Genomic DNA, 18,658 nt, shown 5'->3' on the forward strand with positions numbered 1-18,658 from the left:
TCCGGAATTATTTGATGTTGATGGTGTAAGGCATTATTGCCTGAGCGCCTTTTAATTTCTGAAGTCTTTTGATGTGCTCAATAAGTAAATAATTTTCTTCCCCAATTTCTTCTTTTATAAAAGATTCTTTTGATTTTGCAAAAGGAAATCCGGACAAAAGATCATTTAGATCCTTATCATATTCAGGATAATTTCGAGTATTGTATGATTTTATTTTAGAAATTTTGGCTGCTTCGGCAATAGCATCATTCAGTCCGCCAATTTCGTCAACCAAACCAATTTTTAAAGCTTCCGATCCTGACCACACTCTTCCCTGGGCAATAGCATCTACCTGAGCGAAAGTCATCTTTCGGCCTTCGGCAACATGGGTTACAAAAGTCTTGTAGATTTGCTCAACGCTCTCTAATGTAAAAGCTTTGAACTTTTCGTCAACAGGCACAAATGGACTGTAGTTCGCTGAGTTATCGTGCGTTTTTACCTGTTCAGTATTAATTCCTAATTTATTAGCTAACGGACTGAAATTCGGTAAAATACCAAAAACACCAATTGAACCGGTAATTGTATTTTTTTCAGCAAAAATTTTATTGGCGTTGCAGGCAATGTAATACCCTCCTGATGCAGCATAATTTCCCATAGAAACTACGACAGGCTTGATTTTTTTAGTAATTTCAATCTCTCTCCAGATCAGATCAGAGGTCAGTGCGCTTCCGCCCGGGCTGTCGATCCTTAAAACAATGGCTTTTACATCTTCATTTTCTCTGGCTTCTTTTAATGAACGTCGCATGGAGCCTTCACCAATTTGATTAACGTCGCCTTCACCGCTTCCAATTTCGCCCTGAGCGTAGATAATCGCAATTTCATCAGTTGCCGTGTTGGTTAGAGCAGTAGTGATATTGTTTTGAGTATAATCTGAAATCGAAATTTTGTTATAATCTTCATCTCTTTCTACTTTTAATGCTTTTTTGATGGCATTGTGATATTCGTCTTCATAGGCTACAATGTCAACCAGATGCTGAGCCTTAGCCATTTCAGGTGTTCTCGCCAGTAATCCGTTTGCAATTTCGTTTAGTTTGGTCACAGGTATATTACGGCTCTTTGAAACATCAGCAACTATAGTTGACCAGATCGAATTTAAAAGGGCTGTTATCTGCTCTCTGTTGGCCTCACTCATTTTGTTTTCCAGGAAAGGCTCTACAGCGCTTTTGTATTTTCCATGACGGATAACTTCCATGTGAATACCTGATTTTTCCTGAAAATCTTTAAAAAACATTACTTCGGATGAAAGTCCTTTAAAATCAAAATCACCGGCAGGGTTCAAATAGATCGTATTGGCTACAGAATTCAGATAATATTCTTTTTGCGAGTACATATTGGCATAAGCCCAGACAAATTTTCCTGATTTTTTAAAGCTTTCCAGTGCATTTCTCAAGTCTTTATATTGTGCAAGACCTAAGGAAGATTCGTCGTTTAATATGGAGATACCTTTAATTTTATCATCGGTCTTTGCCGCTTCAATAGCGTTAATTACATCTGACAGGCCAACTTTCCCATCCTTCGAGAATTGTGTCACCCATGGATCTGTAAATTTTCCTGCGTAGTCATTATTGATTCCTTTTAAATCTAATTCAATAACCGAATCGGCTTTTACCGTTACGCTGTCGTCACCTCCAAAAATAGTTCCGATAAGTATTACTCCAAAGAAGAATAACATGATAAAAACAAAAATACCAATCACAGTGGCAGCTACATTTCCTAAGAATTTCATAAGTATATTTTTTTAATAAGTAGCAAAAACAAATGTTTCGTTACAGATTTTGATGAGCGATTACAAATTCGGTTCAGAACCTGCAGCACAAATATATTGTTAATTCTAAAATAGTTTTAGTTAATTTGCATAATTATGAAATCACAGCATCAGGTCGTTTTATCTATAGGAAGCAATCAGGGAAACCGGTTAGAAAACATTGAAAGTTGTATTAATTTGATACATCAGGAAATAGGTACCGTAATCCGGGTTTCAAAATTGTATGAAACGCCCGCCTGGGGATTCGAAAGTGATGCTTTTTACAATTGTGCTTTGCTTTTACACAGTTATTCTTCAGCACAAAAAATACTTAGTCAGATTTTAAAAGTTGAAAAACGTCTGGGAAGAATTCGTTCTGGTCAGCAAGGATATCAATCCCGGATTATTGATGTTGATCTGATTGTTTTTGATGATGAAATTATTGAATCAGATAAACTTCAGGTTCCGCACCCGTTAATGCAAAACCGGAAATTTGTCCTGCTCCCCATGCAGGATTTGAAATTGACATGGAAACATCCGCTTCTTCAAAAAACTGTTTCAGAATTAATTGCAATTACTCCAGATGACAGTGTTTGTACTGTTGTTCAGAATTTAAAAAATCCATTGAAGGGAATTCCGGCTGAAAAGTTTAATTATATTGCTTTTGAAGGAAATATCGGTGCGGGAAAAACAACTCTGGTACAAAAGATTGCAGAAGATTTTAATGCAAAAACCGTTTTGGAACGCTTCGCAGACAATCCGTTTTTGCCTAAGTTTTATAAAGATCAGAACAGATATGCATTTCCACTTGAGATGTCTTTTCTCGCAGATCGTTACCAGCAATTATCTGATGATTTAGCGCAGTTTGATTTGTTTAAAGATTTTGTAATTGCCGATTATCATATTTTTAAATCCCTGATTTTTGCAAAAATTACACTTGCAGAAGACGAATATCGCTTGTATAGAAACTTGTTTGATATTATTTATAAAGAAATGCCAAAGCCCGATTTGTATGTTTATTTGTATCAGAACACAGAGAGGCTGCTTCAGAACATTAGAAAGCGAGGACGAAATTACGAACAAAATATTTCTGCTGCATATTTAGATAAAATTAATATCGGTTACATGGAATATATTAAATCCCAAACCGATCTGAATGTTTTGATAATTGATGTTTCGGATCGGGATTTTGTCAGGAATCACGAAGATTATCTTTTTATATTGGATGAGATTACGAGGGTAGTTAATTAATATAATTATTTTAATATCTCTAATCGGCTTATTTCTTAATTTGCTTAAACAAATCCCAAACAACAATACCGGCACTTACCGCAATGTTCAAAGAATGTTTGGTTCCCAGCTGCGGAATTTCTATGCATCCATCACAAATTGCTACAGCTTCCTGGGCAACTCCATATACTTCATTTCCGAAAACCAGGGCGTATTTCTGATCTTTTTCCACTTTAAAGTCCTGAAGAAAAATGGCGCTTTCAACCTGCTCGATGGCAAGGGTTAATACGTTTTCTTTTTTTAAGTTTTGAATAACTTCCAAAACATTTTCATGATGTTCCCAGGCAACAGTTTCAGTAGCGCCAAGAGCTGTTTTATGTATTTCTTTATTGGGCGGAGTAGCTGTAATACCACATAAAATGATTTTTTCTACTAAAAAAGCATCGGCGGTTCTAAATACTGATCCTATATTATGTAAGCTGCGAATATCATCTAACACTAAAATCAGCGGTGTTTTCTCTGATTTTTTAAAATCATCAATTGATTTTCTGTCCAGTTCACTATTTTCAAGTTTTCTCATTGGGTTCAATTAGGGTCATAAAAAAAGCTTCCAAAGATAAGGAAGCTTTTTCGATTATTTTATTGTTTTCAGATTAGCTTTTCGCAGGATCTGGTAAAACTGTACCTTTAATAGTTAATGTTTTTGTTGGCTGCCCTTCAGCATTAGAAGTTACAGTTACCGTTTTTGTAAAAGCACCCACTCTGTCTGTAGCATATTTTACTCCAATAACACCTTTAGCTCCCGGAGCAATTGGCTCTTTTGGTGTAGTTGGTACAGTACACCCGCAAGATCCCTGAGTGTTAGTGATAATTAATGGCTTTGTCCCGTTGTTTGTAAAAACAAACTGACGATTACCATCTGAGTTATGAGCGATAGTTCCGTAATCGATAGTTTCATTTTCGAAAACCATACCTGCTCCCTGAACTTTCGCAACTTTAGTTGTTGCTTTTTTACTTTGTGCATTAGAAGCTGTAATTCCTGCTACAGCCAACATAACGAATAAGATTATTTTTTTCATCTTTTAAGAGTCTTTGTTTTAATGATGAACAAAACTATATAAAATTCTTAAATCTCAACTTAAAAAATACTTAAAATATTTTATTTTTTTGGAACTTTTCGATATTCTTTTAAGTGAAGCTCTTCGGTATTCCTTCAAAAAACCATAAATTCGCTGTCTTAATTTTCATTTTAAAACATACTAATTTGGCAGCTAAAGAAAAAGTGGTGAAAGAGACACCTTTAATGAAACAGTACAATGAAATCAAGAGAAAATATCCTGATGCCTGTCTGCTTTTCAGAGTAGGGGATTTTTATGAAACCTTTGGAGAAGACGCCATTAGAGCTTCCAAAATTCTGGGAATAACTTTGACTAAAAGAGGTGCAGGTTCTGAAACTGAAACAGCTTTGGCAGGTTTTCCGCATCATTCTATAAATACATATCTGCCTAAATTAGTAAAAGCCGGACTTCGTGTTGCAATCTGCGATCAGCTTGAAGATCCAAAAATGACAAAAACTATTGTAAAACGAGGTGTAACGGAACTTGTCACTCCTGGTGTTTCTTTAAACGATGAGGTTTTACAGTCTAAAACAAACAACTTTTTAGCATCTGTTTATTTTGCCAATAAAAATATCGGGGTTTCATTTCTGGATGTTTCAACCGGAGAGTTTTTAACCGCACAGGGGAATGCCGAATATATTGATAAATTATTGCAGAACTTCAATCCAAGTGAAATACTCGTTCCTAAAACCTGCAAAACCGAATTTAGGGATGCTTTTGGGGATGATTTTCACAGCTTTTATCTGGAAGACTGGATTTACAAAGAAGATTATGCTCTCGAAACTCTTACAAAACATTTTCAGACTGTTTCTCTAAAAGGTTTTGGAGTTGAAGAATTGAAAGAAGGAATTATCGCTTCAGGAGCTATTTTGTATTACCTTTCGGAAACGCAACACAAAAGGGTACAGCATATTACGTCAATTCAGCGTATTGCAGAGGACGCTTACGTTTGGATGGATCGTTTTACAATCAGAAACTTAGAACTGTATCATAGTTATAATCCAAATGCAGTAACGCTTTTAGATGTGATTGATCGTACGCTTTCACCGATGGGTGGGCGTTTGTTAAAACGATGGCTGGCACTTCCTCTGAAAGACAGTAATAAAATAAAAGGGCGTCATGATGTAGTGTCCTATTTGAAATCAAATCCTGAAATTTTACATAATATTCAGTATCAGACAAAGCAAATTTCAGACTTAGAAAGGTTGATTTCTAAAATAGCCGCAGGAAAAGTTTCTCCTCGTGAAATTGTGTATTTAAAAGAGTCTCTGGATGCTGTTATTCCAATAAAAACTTTAGCATTAGAAAGTTCTCAGGAGGCAATGAAGATTATTGGTGACAGCCTGCATGCCTGTGATTTGTTAAGGGAGAAAATCAAAGTTACCTTAAATCAGGATGCGCCTGTTGCGATTGCGAAAGGAAATGCCATTGCACCAGGAATCAGCGAAGAGCTGGACGAGTTACGTGGGATATCAACTTCAGGAAAAGAATTTTTGGAAGGAATTGAGAGAAGAGAATCGGAACGAACCGGAATTTCATCTTTGAAAATCTCTTTTAATAATGTTTTCGGCTATTATATCGAAGTCAGAAATACACATAAAGATAAAGTCCCGGAAGAATGGATTCGTAAGCAGACTTTGGTAAATGCTGAACGTTACATTACTGAAGAGCTAAAGGAATATGAAACTAAAATTTTAGGTGCCGAAGAAAGAATTCATAAAATTGAAACCGATATTTTCGAACAATTAGTGGCCTGGATTGCAACATATATCAAGCCAGTTCAGATGAACGCATATTTGGTGGCGCAATTAGACTGCTTGTGTTCTTTTACCCAATTAGCTATAGAGAATAAATATGTATGTCCTGAAATTGATGACACTTTCGAATTGGATATCAGAAACGGAAGGCATCCGGTGATTGAAAAGCAATTGCCTGTTGGTACGCCTTATATTGCAAATGATGTATATTTAGACAGGGAGACGCAGCAAATCATCATGATTACCGGACCGAATATGTCAGGTAAGTCGGCAATTTTAAGGCAAACGGCTTTGATAGTGCTTTTGGCTCAAATGGGAAGTTTTGTTCCGGCTGATAGTGTGAGAATGGGAATTATAGATAAAATTTTTACCAGAGTAGGGGCTTCAGATAATATTTCGATGGGAGAGTCTACTTTTATGGTAGAGATGAACGAAACTGCTTCGATTCTGAATAATATCTCTGACCGAAGTTTGGTTTTGTTGGATGAAATCGGACGTGGGACGAGTACTTATGACGGAATTTCTATTGCATGGGCTATTGCTGAATTTTTACACGAGCATCCGGGCAGGGCAAAAACCTTGTTTGCCACACATTACCACGAGTTAAATGAAATGACGGAATCGCTGCCAAGGATCCAGAATTATAATGTAGCGGTAAAAGAATTAAAAGATACAGTTCTTTTTATCCGTAAACTTGTAAAGGGAGGAAGCGCTCATAGTTTTGGTATTCATGTAGCAAAAATGGCCGGAATGCCGCAGCTTGTTATTTCAAAGGCACAAAAGCTTCTAAAGAAACTGGAGAAAAATCATTCGAGCGACGCGTTAAATGGAATCAAATCTGCAAATGATGAAATGCAGATGAGTTTCTTTAATCTGGACGACCCTTTGCTGGAAGAAATAAAAGAAGAGATCATGAGTCTTGATATAAACGCAATTACACCAGTTGAAGCATTAATGAAGCTGAATGAGATCAAGAGAATGCTGGTTAAGAAATAATTTCAGATTTAAAGATTAGGTTATCAGAAAGTTATAAAATAAGTATAATTTTTTTTCAAAAAAGGCTTGTTTAATTGAATAAATGTCCTAAATTTGCACTCGCAATACAGAACAAGTGTTGTTGTTCTTAATAAAATTTGAAACGCGAAAATAGCTCAGTTGGTAGAGCGCGACCTTGCCAAGGTCGAGGTCGCGGGTTCGAGCCCCGTTTTTCGCTCAAAACCAAAACACTCAGATAGTTTTTGATTTAATTAATTTTTTTTAAAAAAATTAGCTAAAAAAAATCCTGAAAGATATAATGCTCGGATGGTGAAATTGGTAGACACGCTGGACTTAAAATCCAGTGAACAGCAATGTTCGTGCGGGTTCAAGTCCCGCTCTGAGTACGAGAAAACCCCTTATTTATAAGGGGTTTTTTTATTTTGGCTCGGTTTTAATTATGAGAAAATTAGAGTTCACTTTTTCAAACGAGCCTACAAACGAGCCTGTAACTATTCGAATAAATGTAGGTATGCGTAACTATTCCGATGTGAAATTATTTATTCCTAAAGTGGACGGAAAACCGTCTGTACTTCCTAATAAACGGTGGTATGTATATTATTATTTCAGAAATCCTGAAACCGGATTGATGGAAAAATTTAAAGATTATTGCAAAATTAATACTTACAAAACCGTTAACGAGAGAAAAGAGATTGGTAAGGTGTGGGTAGATGCTTACACTCTTTTACTTTCTCAGGGACTAAATCCATTTGCTGATAATCCTATATCCGAAAAAATATTGGCTGAGCCTTTGAAAAAATCAGTTAAACCAAAAGCAGCAGAAACAGAATCATTTGAAAACATAAAATATACTGTTCGTACTGCATTAAATTATGCTTATGATAATAAATTAGGAACTTGGAAAGAATCTACTGCAAGTGATTATATTACAAGGTTAAATGTTTTTCTACAATGGACAAAAGCGAACAAATTAGACAAAATAGATATTGCAGAACTTAAAGACGTTCATGTAATTGCGTTTATGAACTGGTTAACAATGCCTAAACCAAAAGGCAGGGGAGTTGGCGGAACTTCGCAGGATAATTACAAAAGATGTTTATCCGGATTGTTTGAAAAATTAGTTAAAGATAAAATTATCGATCACAATTTTCTTGCTGATGTTGATACAAAAAAGAATGACCCGATCAAGAACACTCCTTTTACCGGATATCAGGTAAAAGAAATCAGGGAATATTTATTACAGCATGATAAGCAACTGTATCACTTCATACAGTTCGTTATTTTTACATTTTTGCGCAATAGGGAAATTATAAGGCTAACAGCTGGTGATATAAATTTAAAAGAAAAGTATTTAAAAATAGAAACTAAAACACAAGCCAGACAAACCAAACGATTAGTCGGGCCCGTTTTAACTTACCTAAACGAAATCAATGTTTCAAGCTTACCCAAAAAAGCACACCTTTTTACTAACACCGGTGCTTTTGAGATTTGGGATGCCAGCGAAAAAACAAAAGTAGATCACTTTGGGAATAGATTTAAAAAAGTTAAAAATCATTTTGGGTATGGGGATGAATACGGAATATACAGCTTTAGACATACCGCAGCATTAGATTTGTTTTTTTCTCACATAAAAAAAGGGCTTACAGAACGCGAAGCCATTCTAAAATTAATGCCAGCTACCGGACATGCGAGCGAAGATGCTTTAAGAAATTATTTGCGTGATATTGGCGGAATGCTTCCAAAAGATTACGGTGCGGATTATACTTTGGAATTTTAAATATTCGGTGTGATTACATAAAAAATAGAGCCCTAATTAAAGTACTCTAAAATCTGTAAGTCAGATTATAGAGCTTTTTTAATTAAAAAATGGCTTAATCTTATATTTCGTTTGAATCTTCCCAAATTAGATAATTTTCAAGATAACGCCACGCATTTTTTAAAACTTCTTTGTCGTTATTATCTGTAGCTTCGCAATTATTTTGTACATAAAACCCGAACCAGTTTTCGTCTAAATGTTCAAATCTATCCTGTATTCCTTTAAATTGAAAATCTTTGAATTCATCTACGTTTATGAATTCAATTAGCGATAAACTCAAACGATGGTAAATCCATATACGCTGATCGTTTTGAGTTCCATCTTTAATTGGAATTTCACAAAAAAGAAATTCGGGGGGGGGTAAATTCAAATTTTTCCATACCCAAATATAAAAAAACCTCCCAAATTGAGAGGTTTTTTTATATTTATTTTTTTTCTACTTTTATTCCTATCTTCTTACCAAATGAAGATAGTAAATAACCTTTTTGTGTTCCAGTCCCCCACACCATGTAGCTTGGTGCGCCTATATCTGATTCAATTTTCTTTTTTATTTCTGATGCTTTTGATTCAGAAATTTTTAAAATTTTAGCCACTTCTTTTAGTGTTTTTACTTTTGTACGAGTAACTTTAATTGTTTTCATAACTATTTCTTTTTGGTTGCAGTTCTTTTTTTGGATGCTACTTTTTTCTTTGCTACAACTTTCTTTTTTACTGGTTTTTTAGCTGCTGATACTTTGACTACGCCTCCGCCTTTTACGTATTTATAACCCTTTTTTAAATGCGTTCCGCATGCTGTTGTAGCTTCTTTTTTTGATACTCTTTTGGCTGCCATAATGGTTTTTGGTTTAATGGTGTTTATAATTATTAAATTCTTTCTATTTCTGTAAATTCTAACGGTTTTTCTTCTTCGTCTAACTGTTCAAGCTTTGCGCTTGCAATATTGTAACGGAGTTCATCGAGTGAACGGTCTTGGTATCTGTTTTTATCTGCGTAAACATAGTTTTCGCTGAAATTTGGAAACTTTTCTACAAATAAAATTACATCGCCATCAAATTGTGATGCTGAACCGCCACGCATCGAATTACCTGTTGTTAACTGGTAAATAATGATAAAAAGTTTTCCATCATATTTTTTTCTGAAGGTTTCATCTAAAGTAATTCTTTTGTCCATTGACAGTAATTTGCTAAAACTATCAATTACAATTACATCGTTACGCATAATTAAATCGTGGATATCCTGCATTGTATTTATTTCAGGAGAATCCACAACGTTTTTTGCATTGTCATTCCAAAATCTTTCTGCTTTATTCTCATATAAAGCACTATCCGGATGCTCTTCTATTGATGCATGACCAACTTTATAGTTTTTAGCAAATTCATTGATTAGCTGAAAAACAAAACTTGTTTTTCCTGAACCTTGACCGCCTGCAATAGTAATTGCAACACTTTCTCTTTTCTTTTTTTCAATTTCTCCTAAAAATTCAGAAATATCATTATTATCGATGATGTAATATTCATGATCGCTATTTGAACGGTTTTGCCTTCTGTAGGCTAAAGAATTTTTATTCGTAAGGGTAATTACCTTTTTTTCGGTTTCTACCTCGGTATTAGTGTTAATTTCTAAAGGTAAATTTACCTTTTCAACCATGACTGGAGGCGGTGTAACGATTTGCGGTTGTGCCGGGACCTGTGTGTAAATGGTTTCAATATTTTCGACAATTGGAGAATTTAAAGAACCAAACAAAGCCGTTTGTCCTTTTGAATCAACTTTTGTTTTGTGCCAGGTTACATTGATCTGATCGGCTAAAATGTTTTTGCCTGATTTCTCTATGATTTCATAAACCAATACCGGAATATCTTCAATAAAAACATCTAATTTTTGATAGACCGCTTCGAGTTCAGGAAGTGTTTTCTTGCTTGCCACAATCGAACCATCAATATTATCAACAATAGCATATCCGATTACGTTAATTGTTTTTGTTGTGGATTTAGCATTTTTTTTGATTGGCCTCGCAACCTTTTTTGTGGTTTTTGTATTTTTTTTAGCAATTTTTGTGGTTATTGGTTTCGGGATCTCATTTTTGTTTTCTGCATTCAAAATAAAATCAGCTGCTTTTTGTGCTGCAGAACTTGCACGCATCAAAAAGCGATTGTCTTCTTTCATTTGTGGCACTAAAACTTCATTCCAGCTTTTTAAATATGAAGCGTGATTTTTATTGGTATAAAACATAATTCCCGCTTGTGCTGATAAAAACACCGCTCCAAATTCTGCTGTTAATTCTTCGAAGGCATATTCTTTACTTCCAAAACTTCCCGAAAAATCACGCTTTAATCTGTTTTTATGTCCGGTACTATGGCTTAATTCGTGAAAAAAGGTTCTGTAAAAATCGTTTGAACTTTTGAATTTATCAATAGGTGGCATGCTTACCAAATCTTTAGAGGGAGCAAAGAAAGCTTTGTTTCCTTTAAATTCAATTGTAGGGCTTGGTTTAGGATAGTTTTTTACTATTTCTTCAGCAAGTGCAATCTTTTCATTTTGCCCGGCTTCTACATCATTAGAAACTTTTCCAAGTAAATCGAAATTATCTAAATCAAAGTCGATTCCCTCTATGTCAGAACCGCTAAAAACATTGTAATATTTTAAAAATAGAAACTCTTTTTTATCTCCTTTTTTCGCTAATTCGCTCCCTGCTGATTTATTAATTCTTTCAATTTCCGCATCGGAATACTCACGTTCAGTTTTTGAAAAATAAACAACTTGGTGTCCGTGACTTCCTTTTTTAAGTTTACCTCCTTTTTCCTGTATTTGTGCAAATGTCAAATAATACGGATTGTCCAACGTTCCGAAAATTGGAGTTAGCATTAAATTGTTTATCCCACGATAAGGCTTTTTAGAAACGAAATTGTACGGAATCAAATAACCCTCATCATTCCATGCTCTTTTGTAGTCGCCTTTATTAGCTGCTTTAATAAGTTCAAGCATACGGTTAGTAATCATGCTATAAATATCATCAGGAGAAACCGCTTTACCTAAACCGTAAATTTCTATCTGATCGGGTGTTTCTTCTTCAATACCGTTCAGCATTTCAACCGGAACAGATTCTTCTTTTGCGGCGTTCAATCCAACCTTATTTGCATCTTTACGGATTTTGTTACGGTGTCGTTGTTCGATACCTTTTTTATGCCAGGTTATCACACCCGAAATATTTACGGATGCAACTTTAGTTTCGTTAAGTAAATAATGAAGTTCTTCGCCTTTTTTTTCTGTTTTCAAAGTTAGTCGAACTGTCTTTTTTTCTTCAATAAGTGTTTCGACTTCTAACTCAAAAACAGTTGCTTTTGGATATGATTTCAGAAGTTTTGAAACTCTTGCATAAACTTCTTTATTGCTTTCGGCTTTGGCTAGTATTTGCAATTTTACGAGACTTTCTCGTGTTGCAATAGTACCGCCCAAACCGTTAAAGGTTTTGGTAGATGATAACATTTGATTGGTGGTTTAATGGTGTTTTACTTCTTTTTTACTGTTCAATTACCCAGCTTTTACCAAGGGCTTCAACTGTAATATGAGCGGTGTAATTGTTCATGTTCGCATCCATTCCATTGTTAATCCATTGGTCAGCAATACTAAAAAGTTTTAATTCCATTGTAATATCTGTAATTAAATAGTTGCTTTTTGCCGGAAGTTCAAAAGTATCTAATCCATTCAAAGATAACGCAGAACCAATTTGTACTCTTTTGTAAAACAATTTAATTTGCTTTAATTTAATAAGTCCAGCTGTCAAAATCGTCATATCATATTTAGTCGGATTATGAAAACCTAAATCTACATCCGCTAATAGTTTTGCTCCGTTCATTCGTAAGTTTCGAATATTACGGACATCTAAGGTCATTTCTTCTAAGACTTTTGAAAAGTCATTTTTCTTTTTGAAAGCAAATAGGGTAAGAAGTACAGCAGTACCGCCCAATACTTTGAAGATGGTTTTTCCTTCCATTGGTTTGTGGTTTGGTTTAATGGTGTTTTGTTAAATGGTTTTTAACCGTATAAAATTAACGATTTTTATTAGAATATAACCAATTGATGCTGCACCTATTAACATTAATGTTATTTGCCATTTTTTCAATGGTATTTCTACCGGAATATCTCTATGAGAATAAATAGTTTTGATCGTTCCCACGTTTCGATATTCAATTTTCGATTTGTTTGCGGTTGCTCCAATCTTGTTATTTATGTAAAGCGTATTTGTTGCAGCATCATAACGAATATCATAAGAGTTGTCTCCGGATTGCTTTTTAATATTTAACCTGGCTAAAACATTGTCAAGTGCAATTTGGCAAACGCTGTCACAATCTTTTCTGCCAGTTTGCACTTTTCCTAAAGCAATCGTTAAGCTGTCGATTATTGCTTTATTAATTTCGGTGTTTTTCGCATGAAAAATACTATCGTAATTGATTTCTTTTTCTTTATAAACCTCTTTAATAGGTTGTTTTGATTTGCAGCTTACCAATAAGATAAGTACAATTATTAAGATCAGATTAAGTGCTATATACTTTTTCATTTTTTGTTTCGTTTTTTAAATTCTACACGCATAATATGCCAGCGGTTTAAATTATATCCAATAAATATGATTCCGCAAATTACCTTATAAAATAGTTCAAGGCTTTGTTCGTTTAATAGGTACAGCATAAAAGAGTATAAGGCGGTTAATTTTAAATCGATCAGGTCGTAAAAGGGGAATCTCATAGCTAAGGCTTTTTAGGTTTTTGTATTTGGTTAAAATTGAAATAGGTAAAGAGAAAATACAATATAATCCCTGCTATTTTTATTCTACTTTCTGTTTCGTAGGTTAATCCTAACTCTGAAATCGTGCCTCTGTTTTCATTTATAAAAATAGACAAAGCATAAAAAAAAGAGCCTAAATACCATAAAATTACATTTAGCTTTGGTGTGGCTTGGGTTAATTTTGTTTTCATATAATTATGTTACGGTTACTATTGCATATTGAATCCACCCGGCAGCTGATTTCTCATAAATTAAGCCTCCAGCCGAAATGCTTTTACATTGTACTTTAAATCCTGTGGTTGCAGTTGGGTAGGCTGTGTTTAAATCTGATGCCGTTAAAGCAGTTGTAGTTTCATTAATTACGGTTCTGCTATCAACATATATTTTACTTACTAAACTTAGTTCAGTAAAATTTTCTTTAAAATCCGCATCATATTCTAAGCCTTTTTCTCTGATGGTATCTACAAAAACTACTCTGTCAGATAAGAATTTCAATCCAATTCCGTTTGTTGGCTCGTTTCCTCTAATTCCTATATAAAGATTTGGTTCGCTTGCAGTGGCTGGATTATTCTCAAAATAGATTAAACCATATCCGGTATGCAAAAGCAAGGAATTTAATATTCTAATGAATTTTGTTCCTGTGAGATCTGAATTTTGTCCGGAAACTTTATCTAAGTTTAATGATTCATAAATCAATAAAATATTATCATCCGTTAATGCTGGAATTACACCGATACCAATATCAATTATTTCATAAACTTTTTCTATTATTGCTCCGTTAGGTAGTGCCATACTTTTGGTTTATTTTGTGAAACGCTTCTTTTTTTTTCTTTTTCCGGTCATTTTCATCTTTGAACATAACCGAGTTTTCTTTGTCGTTGTACACGTCCTTTGTGTACACTTCTTTAATTTTTACACCATTAAAAAAACAGTTGTATCCAAAGTCTAAATCTTGGTTTGCTTCTAAACTTTCATCAAAATAGATTTCTTTATGTTGTTGAATTTTAAAAAGCGTACTGGCAAAAAAATAATACCTGTGAGGCCTGTGACTTATGTTGCTTAAAAATGTAATAACATCGTAATTGTCGAAAGGCTCGTTTAAAATATTCACATTTAAAATCTGTACATCATCATCGCTAAATATCGCTTCATGCTGATCTGAGGAATAGAAAAGTTTTAAAAGCTTGTTTCTTGCTACAGATGCGTTTGTTTTTTCTGAATTTATATAGCTAATATCCGGGTGTAAAATTTTTTGATGTTCGTGATTCATCCAAAGCACTACGATTTTTACATTAAGTTTTAAAAATGTTTCAATTAACTTTCTAAAACTATCATATCGGCTTTGCTTGTTGTCAAAAAAACTAATTACATAAACCGTCATCACGATGTTTCGACAATTGAGTAAAAAACAAGATTTGTTTTGCGATCTGTTTTTTGAATTGTCTTTTGTGCAGCTGGTAAAGTGGCTAAATAAATATTGATTTTTTCAGCACTAATTTCTTCTCCTTCAGAAAGATTGAGATCATCAATGTTGATGTAAATATTACGTGTAAAATTTTCCTGTCCTAAGCCTAAAGCATCATCAATGCCTTTTAAATGTCCAGCGAGATCATGAGTTGCAGAGTTATAATTTACAGTAGTTCTTTTGACGCCCTGACTGCCTTTGCTGTTTTTTATGAGTTTTGCCATTGGGTTTGATTTAAGGTAAAGTTGCAGGGTCAGTAAATGTATCGTTGTAATATTTTCCTCCTGTGCCAAAAGCTTCATCATATAAAGCTTTATCAAGTGCGTCAACTTCAGAATAAGTTCTTCCTGATATGTCTAAATCTTCAACATAGACTCTATATATAATTCTAGAATCACATTTGTTTGCTTCAAAAAAACCGAATGCATTTCCTGCGCCCAATTTTATCTGTGCAATTGTACTTGCAAGATTCGTAGGAGTTGTTCCTGTAGATCCTGCTTGTGCAATGTTTCTAAAATACTTTCCAACGGTATTAGGTATCGAAGGAAGTTCTCTTCTTCCTAAATTTGTATTCGGAAGCGTCGAATCTCTTGAAAAATATGTTTTGTAGTTCGATGGAAAAGTGGAAGAATTGCCAATGAGAATAAAGGCACTTGTATTGGTATCTCCGATTCTTGTTACTTGACCCCAAACGCTAACGTAAAGTTTTTTGGTGGTCCACGAATTAAGCAAATGTGTTTTTATACCGTCTGGAAATATGCAATTCCATTGTGTATTAGATGTTCCATTAATTTTAGAATATATGAAGTGAACTCCTTTTTTATTAGTCATTTCTAGTATTCCAGTAGAAGATGTAATTCCTGAAGTGCTAATTTTAGCCGCAAGAGTTAATGCGTTACCACTCCCTATAATTTCCGCAGCCGATTTCCATGCTAAATTAGGAACTGTTCCGCCATTGGTCAGAATTGTGGGACTTCCCCCCACACTATTTGACGGGTCAAATAAGAATAACGAACCTTTAGACATAATTGGGTCAGGATACAAAATAGGCATATTAGTATCTGTGACGGCATCCGGTAATTTTAATTTAAATCCTGACATTTTTTTTATTTTAAAGTTAAATGTATCCTAATTCAATTGCTGTTTTATACGTAAGATTTGCAAGAACTGTGTGCCCCGCAGTCGAAAGATGTACGGAATCGATTAACAATTGAGGAGGACAACTACCTACAGCCATTGCAGCATTATCAGCAGTTGTTGGCGTTAATCCCGCGTCACGTAATCCATAATTTGATACGTATTGACGCCAATTTATATAACGGTGTCCAAATTCGTTAAACATTAAAAGCTCTAAAGATGCTCTAGAAGCAGCCGTCCCAGAGTGCATCCCAATGATTAAATAATTTGGGCATCCCGAAAATTCAGCCATTTTTTTAATATAATCAACCAATTCATTATCTGTGGAGTTATATCCTCCATTTTGCCCTACGAAAATTATATCTATAAAAGGATTTCTATGAATTTTCGAACTTGTAAAATTTAATGATGAATTGGCAGGTATATAAGTTGTAGAAACATCAGCTACATTTCTTTTCAAAGTATAAATCCCACCAGCACTGTTATATGCAATAGTACATTCTATTCCTTGAATGTAACAAGGGTTCACCATTGCAGGACTTCCTTGTAATAGAATTTTAACTGGTGCCCCATACAAACTATTTTTCAATAGCACATTAGCATCACTTGAAATTTCAACAGTATTTGTCGTATCTGCTGGTAATGTAAACGATGAAGTAACTATTGCTGGTACCGCTCCTGTTCTTGCGGCAATTGTAGGTACATTTTCGCCACCCACTCCTAAATTATAAACAGGATGTCCTGCTCCAACAAGCGTTTGTAAAATAGTTGGAAAAGGGACAACACCACCTCCTGTTCCTCCTGTAAGGCTATCCCCTTTACAAGTTATGTAAGAATTACCTGCGCTGTTTAATTTAGCCTGAACGGCTAACGACAATTTATTTTCGGTAACTGATAGATCATTTAAATTATAACTGAATTTTGGTGCGTAAAATGTACCGTCATTTCTAACTCCAAACAATATTCTGTCCTGAGAATCTGTAACTATATAAATATAACCTTGCTCAAGCAAAATTGTTTCCGGTATTCTAATCTTAAAATCTGAATCGATTTTTGTAAATGAAATAGAAGAATCTTTTAATGCATTTCCTAAAATGTAATTTGAGGCAAACTTTGCCACATAAAAAGAACCGTCTTTTCTAACTCCAAAAAGAAGCCTGTCGCTTGAATCTGTAACGGTATATAAATAATCGTCACTTCCTGAATAATAAAGTAAATTTTCATCAAGTGGTTTGTAAAGAACTAGATCTTGATCAAGTACACCATTTTTCCATGAATAATCAGTTATTTTTCCATCATTATTAATCCCTATCACTTTGCCTAAACGATCACCGCTGATAGTATTATTGTTTGCTAAAGCAATTGATGAATAGATGGGTTTTATTTGTGATTTTAGAGTGTAATCGGTGAAATCCAATGCCGTTTGCGAAATCGCAAAAACACCCGCTGCATTTCTTGAAATAGTCGCCAAACTATTAGCATTTACAACAACACCGCCAAAATTAGTATAAGTACCCGCTTGTGTAGCTGACCATGTCGCAACGCCTGTACCACCCGGAGCCGGAGAAGTTGGCACGATTGCGCCTTTGTAGATTGAATCAAATGTAGGTATGGCAATAGGACCAGGTGTATCTTCGTTAATTTCTCCGTAGTTATAGGTAACACTAACCCAATTGTCCTCTCCAACGATCATTTCGTCTAAGATTTCTAATTGAAAAGGAGAATTTAAACGGTATTGTATTGGCGCACCTGCATCACCGTTTAATGGGATATTGTCAACCTTAACCAAAATGATTTTTGTTACAGCTTGTGAGAAGTTAAATAGCTTAGAACCTGTAAATTCAAAGTTAACAGTAGTCCATGGTAAGCCGTTACCGTTTCCGTTATTCTTATTTTTTTTATGAATACCTATGGGGATTAATTCACTCATTTTTTATGCGTTTTATTATAGTAGTAGATTAAACCTGCAATTACCAATATGCCACCGATTCCGATGGCTAATCGTTTTTTGAGTACGAAAAGTTTTTTAGTCTGTTAAGCCAGCTGTTTAAAAATTCCCCACCAAGATTTACATAATAGTCATAGCGGGCTGTTTTAATTTTATCAAACAAAACTAGCTGATTTACAGAGTTTATTGCTTGTGCGGTTTTTACACCTATGTCACCATCAATGGTTAATGTTTTACCAAAATCATTCACAAGGATTCTTTGAACAATTTTTCCTATTGGACTTTCTCCGGAGTTTACAGCATGATCTGCAATTAAGTTTGCAATAGACTGATTTTTTAAAATATCACCTTGAATGTCATCCCAGAAATATTTTTTATAAAGTTTCTTGGCCAAATCTTTAGTGATTGCTTTCATGTCTGCAACTGTAGGCGGTCTTTTTATAATCGTTTCGTAAAACGCTGCTGAAATTCCGTAATTCGTTCCTACATTTTGACCTAATGAATTATAGTTTCCCTGATCTTTTTTTAATTGTTGGAAACCTCCCTCAATTCTTTGAAGGATTGGTATAAATAAATTGAAATTTGCCATAGTTTAGTGTTATTAAAATTGCCTTTTGCCGTTCTAAATG

20 protein-coding genes and 2 tRNA genes are annotated in these 18,658 nt (G+C 34.5%); 5 read left to right on the forward strand and 17 right to left on the reverse strand.

The genetic code is table 11. The features are described from left to right. Positions 1-7 precede the first annotated feature (7 nt). The gene (gene sppA, locus GXM17_RS04730) at positions 8-1,765 is read right to left on the reverse strand and encodes a signal peptide peptidase SppA (RefSeq protein WP_163398133.1); all 1,758 of its coding nucleotides are present in this window, start codon (positions 1,763-1,765) and stop codon (positions 8-10) included. Positions 1,766-1,900: 135 nt separating this feature from the next. On the opposite strand from sppA, the gene folK reads away from it, so the two are divergent. Beyond that, the gene (gene folK, locus GXM17_RS04735; RefSeq protein ID WP_163398134.1) at positions 1,901-3,034 is read left to right on the forward strand and encodes a 2-amino-4-hydroxy-6-hydroxymethyldihydropteridine diphosphokinase; all 1,134 of its coding nucleotides are present in this window, start codon (positions 1,901-1,903) and stop codon (positions 3,032-3,034) included. Between the two features lie 28 nt (positions 3,035-3,062). On the opposite strand, the gene GXM17_RS04740 is transcribed toward folK, so the two are convergent. Both GXM17_RS04740 and GXM17_RS04745 read right to left on the reverse strand, forming a co-directional pair. Next, the gene (locus GXM17_RS04740) at positions 3,063-3,593 is read right to left on the reverse strand and encodes an RNA methyltransferase (protein WP_163398135.1); all 531 of its coding nucleotides are present in this window, start codon (positions 3,591-3,593) and stop codon (positions 3,063-3,065) included. Between the two features lie 73 nt (positions 3,594-3,666). Then, positions 3,667-4,092, reverse strand: a complete 426-nt coding sequence (locus tag GXM17_RS04745; protein ID WP_163398136.1) for a DUF1573 domain-containing protein — start codon at positions 4,090-4,092, stop codon at positions 3,667-3,669. 185 nt (positions 4,093-4,277) lie between these two features. Here GXM17_RS04745 and mutS point away from each other — a divergent pair, with 185 nt between their 5' ends. The 4 genes from mutS (at position 4,278) to GXM17_RS04765 (ending at position 8,661) form a co-directional block, all read left to right on the forward strand. Then, positions 4,278-6,884 carry a DNA mismatch repair protein MutS gene (gene mutS / locus GXM17_RS04750; protein WP_163398137.1) on the forward strand — a complete coding sequence of 869 codons (2,607 nt, stop codon included), beginning with the start codon at positions 4,278-4,280 and terminating at the stop codon, positions 6,882-6,884. Between the two features lie 144 nt (positions 6,885-7,028). After that, positions 7,029-7,101: transfer RNA gene (locus GXM17_RS04755), tRNA-Gly, on the forward strand. 83 nt (positions 7,102-7,184) lie between these two features. Further along, positions 7,185-7,270 (forward strand) — tRNA-Leu (locus GXM17_RS04760). Positions 7,271-7,323: 53 nt separating this feature from the next. After that, positions 7,324-8,661, forward strand: coding sequence for a tyrosine-type recombinase/integrase (locus tag GXM17_RS04765; protein ID WP_163398138.1), 1,338 nt, complete (start codon positions 7,324-7,326; stop codon positions 8,659-8,661). Between the two features lie 100 nt (positions 8,662-8,761). Here GXM17_RS04765 and GXM17_RS04770 read toward each other — a convergent pair whose 3' ends face one another. The 14 genes from GXM17_RS04770 to GXM17_RS04835 all read right to left on the reverse strand — a co-directional run bounded on the left by GXM17_RS04770 (position 8,762) and on the right by GXM17_RS04835 (position 18,618). Further along, positions 8,762-9,070 (reverse strand): hypothetical protein, encoded by a 309-nt coding sequence (locus GXM17_RS04770; protein ID WP_163398139.1) that lies wholly within the window; start codon positions 9,068-9,070, stop codon positions 8,762-8,764. A gap of 55 nt (positions 9,071-9,125) precedes the next feature. Continuing rightward, positions 9,126-9,341 carry a hypothetical protein gene (locus GXM17_RS04775; protein WP_163398140.1) on the reverse strand — a complete coding sequence of 72 codons (216 nt, stop codon included), beginning with the start codon at positions 9,339-9,341 and terminating at the stop codon, positions 9,126-9,128. Between the two features lie 2 nt (positions 9,342-9,343). Further along, positions 9,344-9,532, reverse strand: a complete 189-nt coding sequence (locus GXM17_RS04780; protein WP_163397877.1) for a hypothetical protein — start codon at positions 9,530-9,532, stop codon at positions 9,344-9,346. Positions 9,533-9,564: 32 nt separating this feature from the next. Beyond that, positions 9,565-12,183 (reverse strand): zincin-like metallopeptidase domain-containing protein, encoded by a 2,619-nt coding sequence (locus GXM17_RS04785; protein WP_163398141.1) that lies wholly within the window; start codon positions 12,181-12,183, stop codon positions 9,565-9,567. Between the two features lie 34 nt (positions 12,184-12,217). Continuing rightward, positions 12,218-12,691: a hypothetical protein gene (locus tag GXM17_RS04790; protein WP_163398142.1), complete on the reverse strand. Its 474-nt coding sequence runs from the start codon at positions 12,689-12,691 to the stop codon at positions 12,218-12,220. A 30-nt stretch (positions 12,692-12,721) separates the two neighbouring features. Further along, positions 12,722-13,255, reverse strand: a complete 534-nt coding sequence (locus GXM17_RS04795; RefSeq protein WP_163398143.1) for a hypothetical protein — start codon at positions 13,253-13,255, stop codon at positions 12,722-12,724. Continuing rightward, a complete protein-coding gene (locus GXM17_RS04800) occupies positions 13,252-13,440 on the reverse strand; it encodes a hypothetical protein (protein WP_163398144.1) in 189 nt (62 codons plus the stop codon). Before GXM17_RS04800 ends, GXM17_RS04795 begins: the two co-directional genes overlap by 4 nt. 2 nt (positions 13,441-13,442) lie before the next feature. Then, the gene (locus GXM17_RS04805; RefSeq protein ID WP_163398145.1) at positions 13,443-13,670 is read right to left on the reverse strand and encodes a hypothetical protein; all 228 of its coding nucleotides are present in this window, start codon (positions 13,668-13,670) and stop codon (positions 13,443-13,445) included. A gap of 4 nt (positions 13,671-13,674) precedes the next feature. Next, the gene (locus tag GXM17_RS04810) at positions 13,675-14,271 is read right to left on the reverse strand and encodes a hypothetical protein (protein WP_163398146.1); all 597 of its coding nucleotides are present in this window, start codon (positions 14,269-14,271) and stop codon (positions 13,675-13,677) included. Continuing rightward, a complete protein-coding gene (locus GXM17_RS04815; RefSeq protein WP_163398147.1) occupies positions 14,258-14,860 on the reverse strand; it encodes a hypothetical protein in 603 nt (200 codons plus the stop codon). Before GXM17_RS04815 ends, GXM17_RS04810 begins: the two co-directional genes overlap by 14 nt. After that, positions 14,860-15,168, reverse strand: coding sequence for a hypothetical protein (locus GXM17_RS04820; RefSeq protein ID WP_163398148.1), 309 nt, complete (start codon positions 15,166-15,168; stop codon positions 14,860-14,862). The genes GXM17_RS04815 and GXM17_RS04820 overlap by 1 nt, the downstream gene beginning before the upstream one ends. A gap of 10 nt (positions 15,169-15,178) precedes the next feature. Next, positions 15,179-16,045 (reverse strand): hypothetical protein, encoded by an 867-nt coding sequence (locus tag GXM17_RS04825; RefSeq protein WP_163398149.1) that lies wholly within the window; start codon positions 16,043-16,045, stop codon positions 15,179-15,181. A 16-nt stretch (positions 16,046-16,061) separates the two neighbouring features. After that, the gene (locus GXM17_RS04830; RefSeq protein ID WP_163398150.1) at positions 16,062-18,011 is read right to left on the reverse strand and encodes a hypothetical protein; all 1,950 of its coding nucleotides are present in this window, start codon (positions 18,009-18,011) and stop codon (positions 16,062-16,064) included. 67 nt (positions 18,012-18,078) lie between these two features. Further along, positions 18,079-18,618, reverse strand: coding sequence for a glycoside hydrolase family 108 protein (locus GXM17_RS04835; protein ID WP_163398151.1), 540 nt, complete (start codon positions 18,616-18,618; stop codon positions 18,079-18,081). Between the last annotated feature and the right edge of the window lie 40 nt (positions 18,619-18,658).

The sequence above is a fragment of the Flavobacterium fluviatile genome (assembly GCF_010645065.1).
Lineage (GTDB): Bacteria > Bacteroidota > Bacteroidia > Flavobacteriales > Flavobacteriaceae > Flavobacterium > Flavobacterium fluviatile.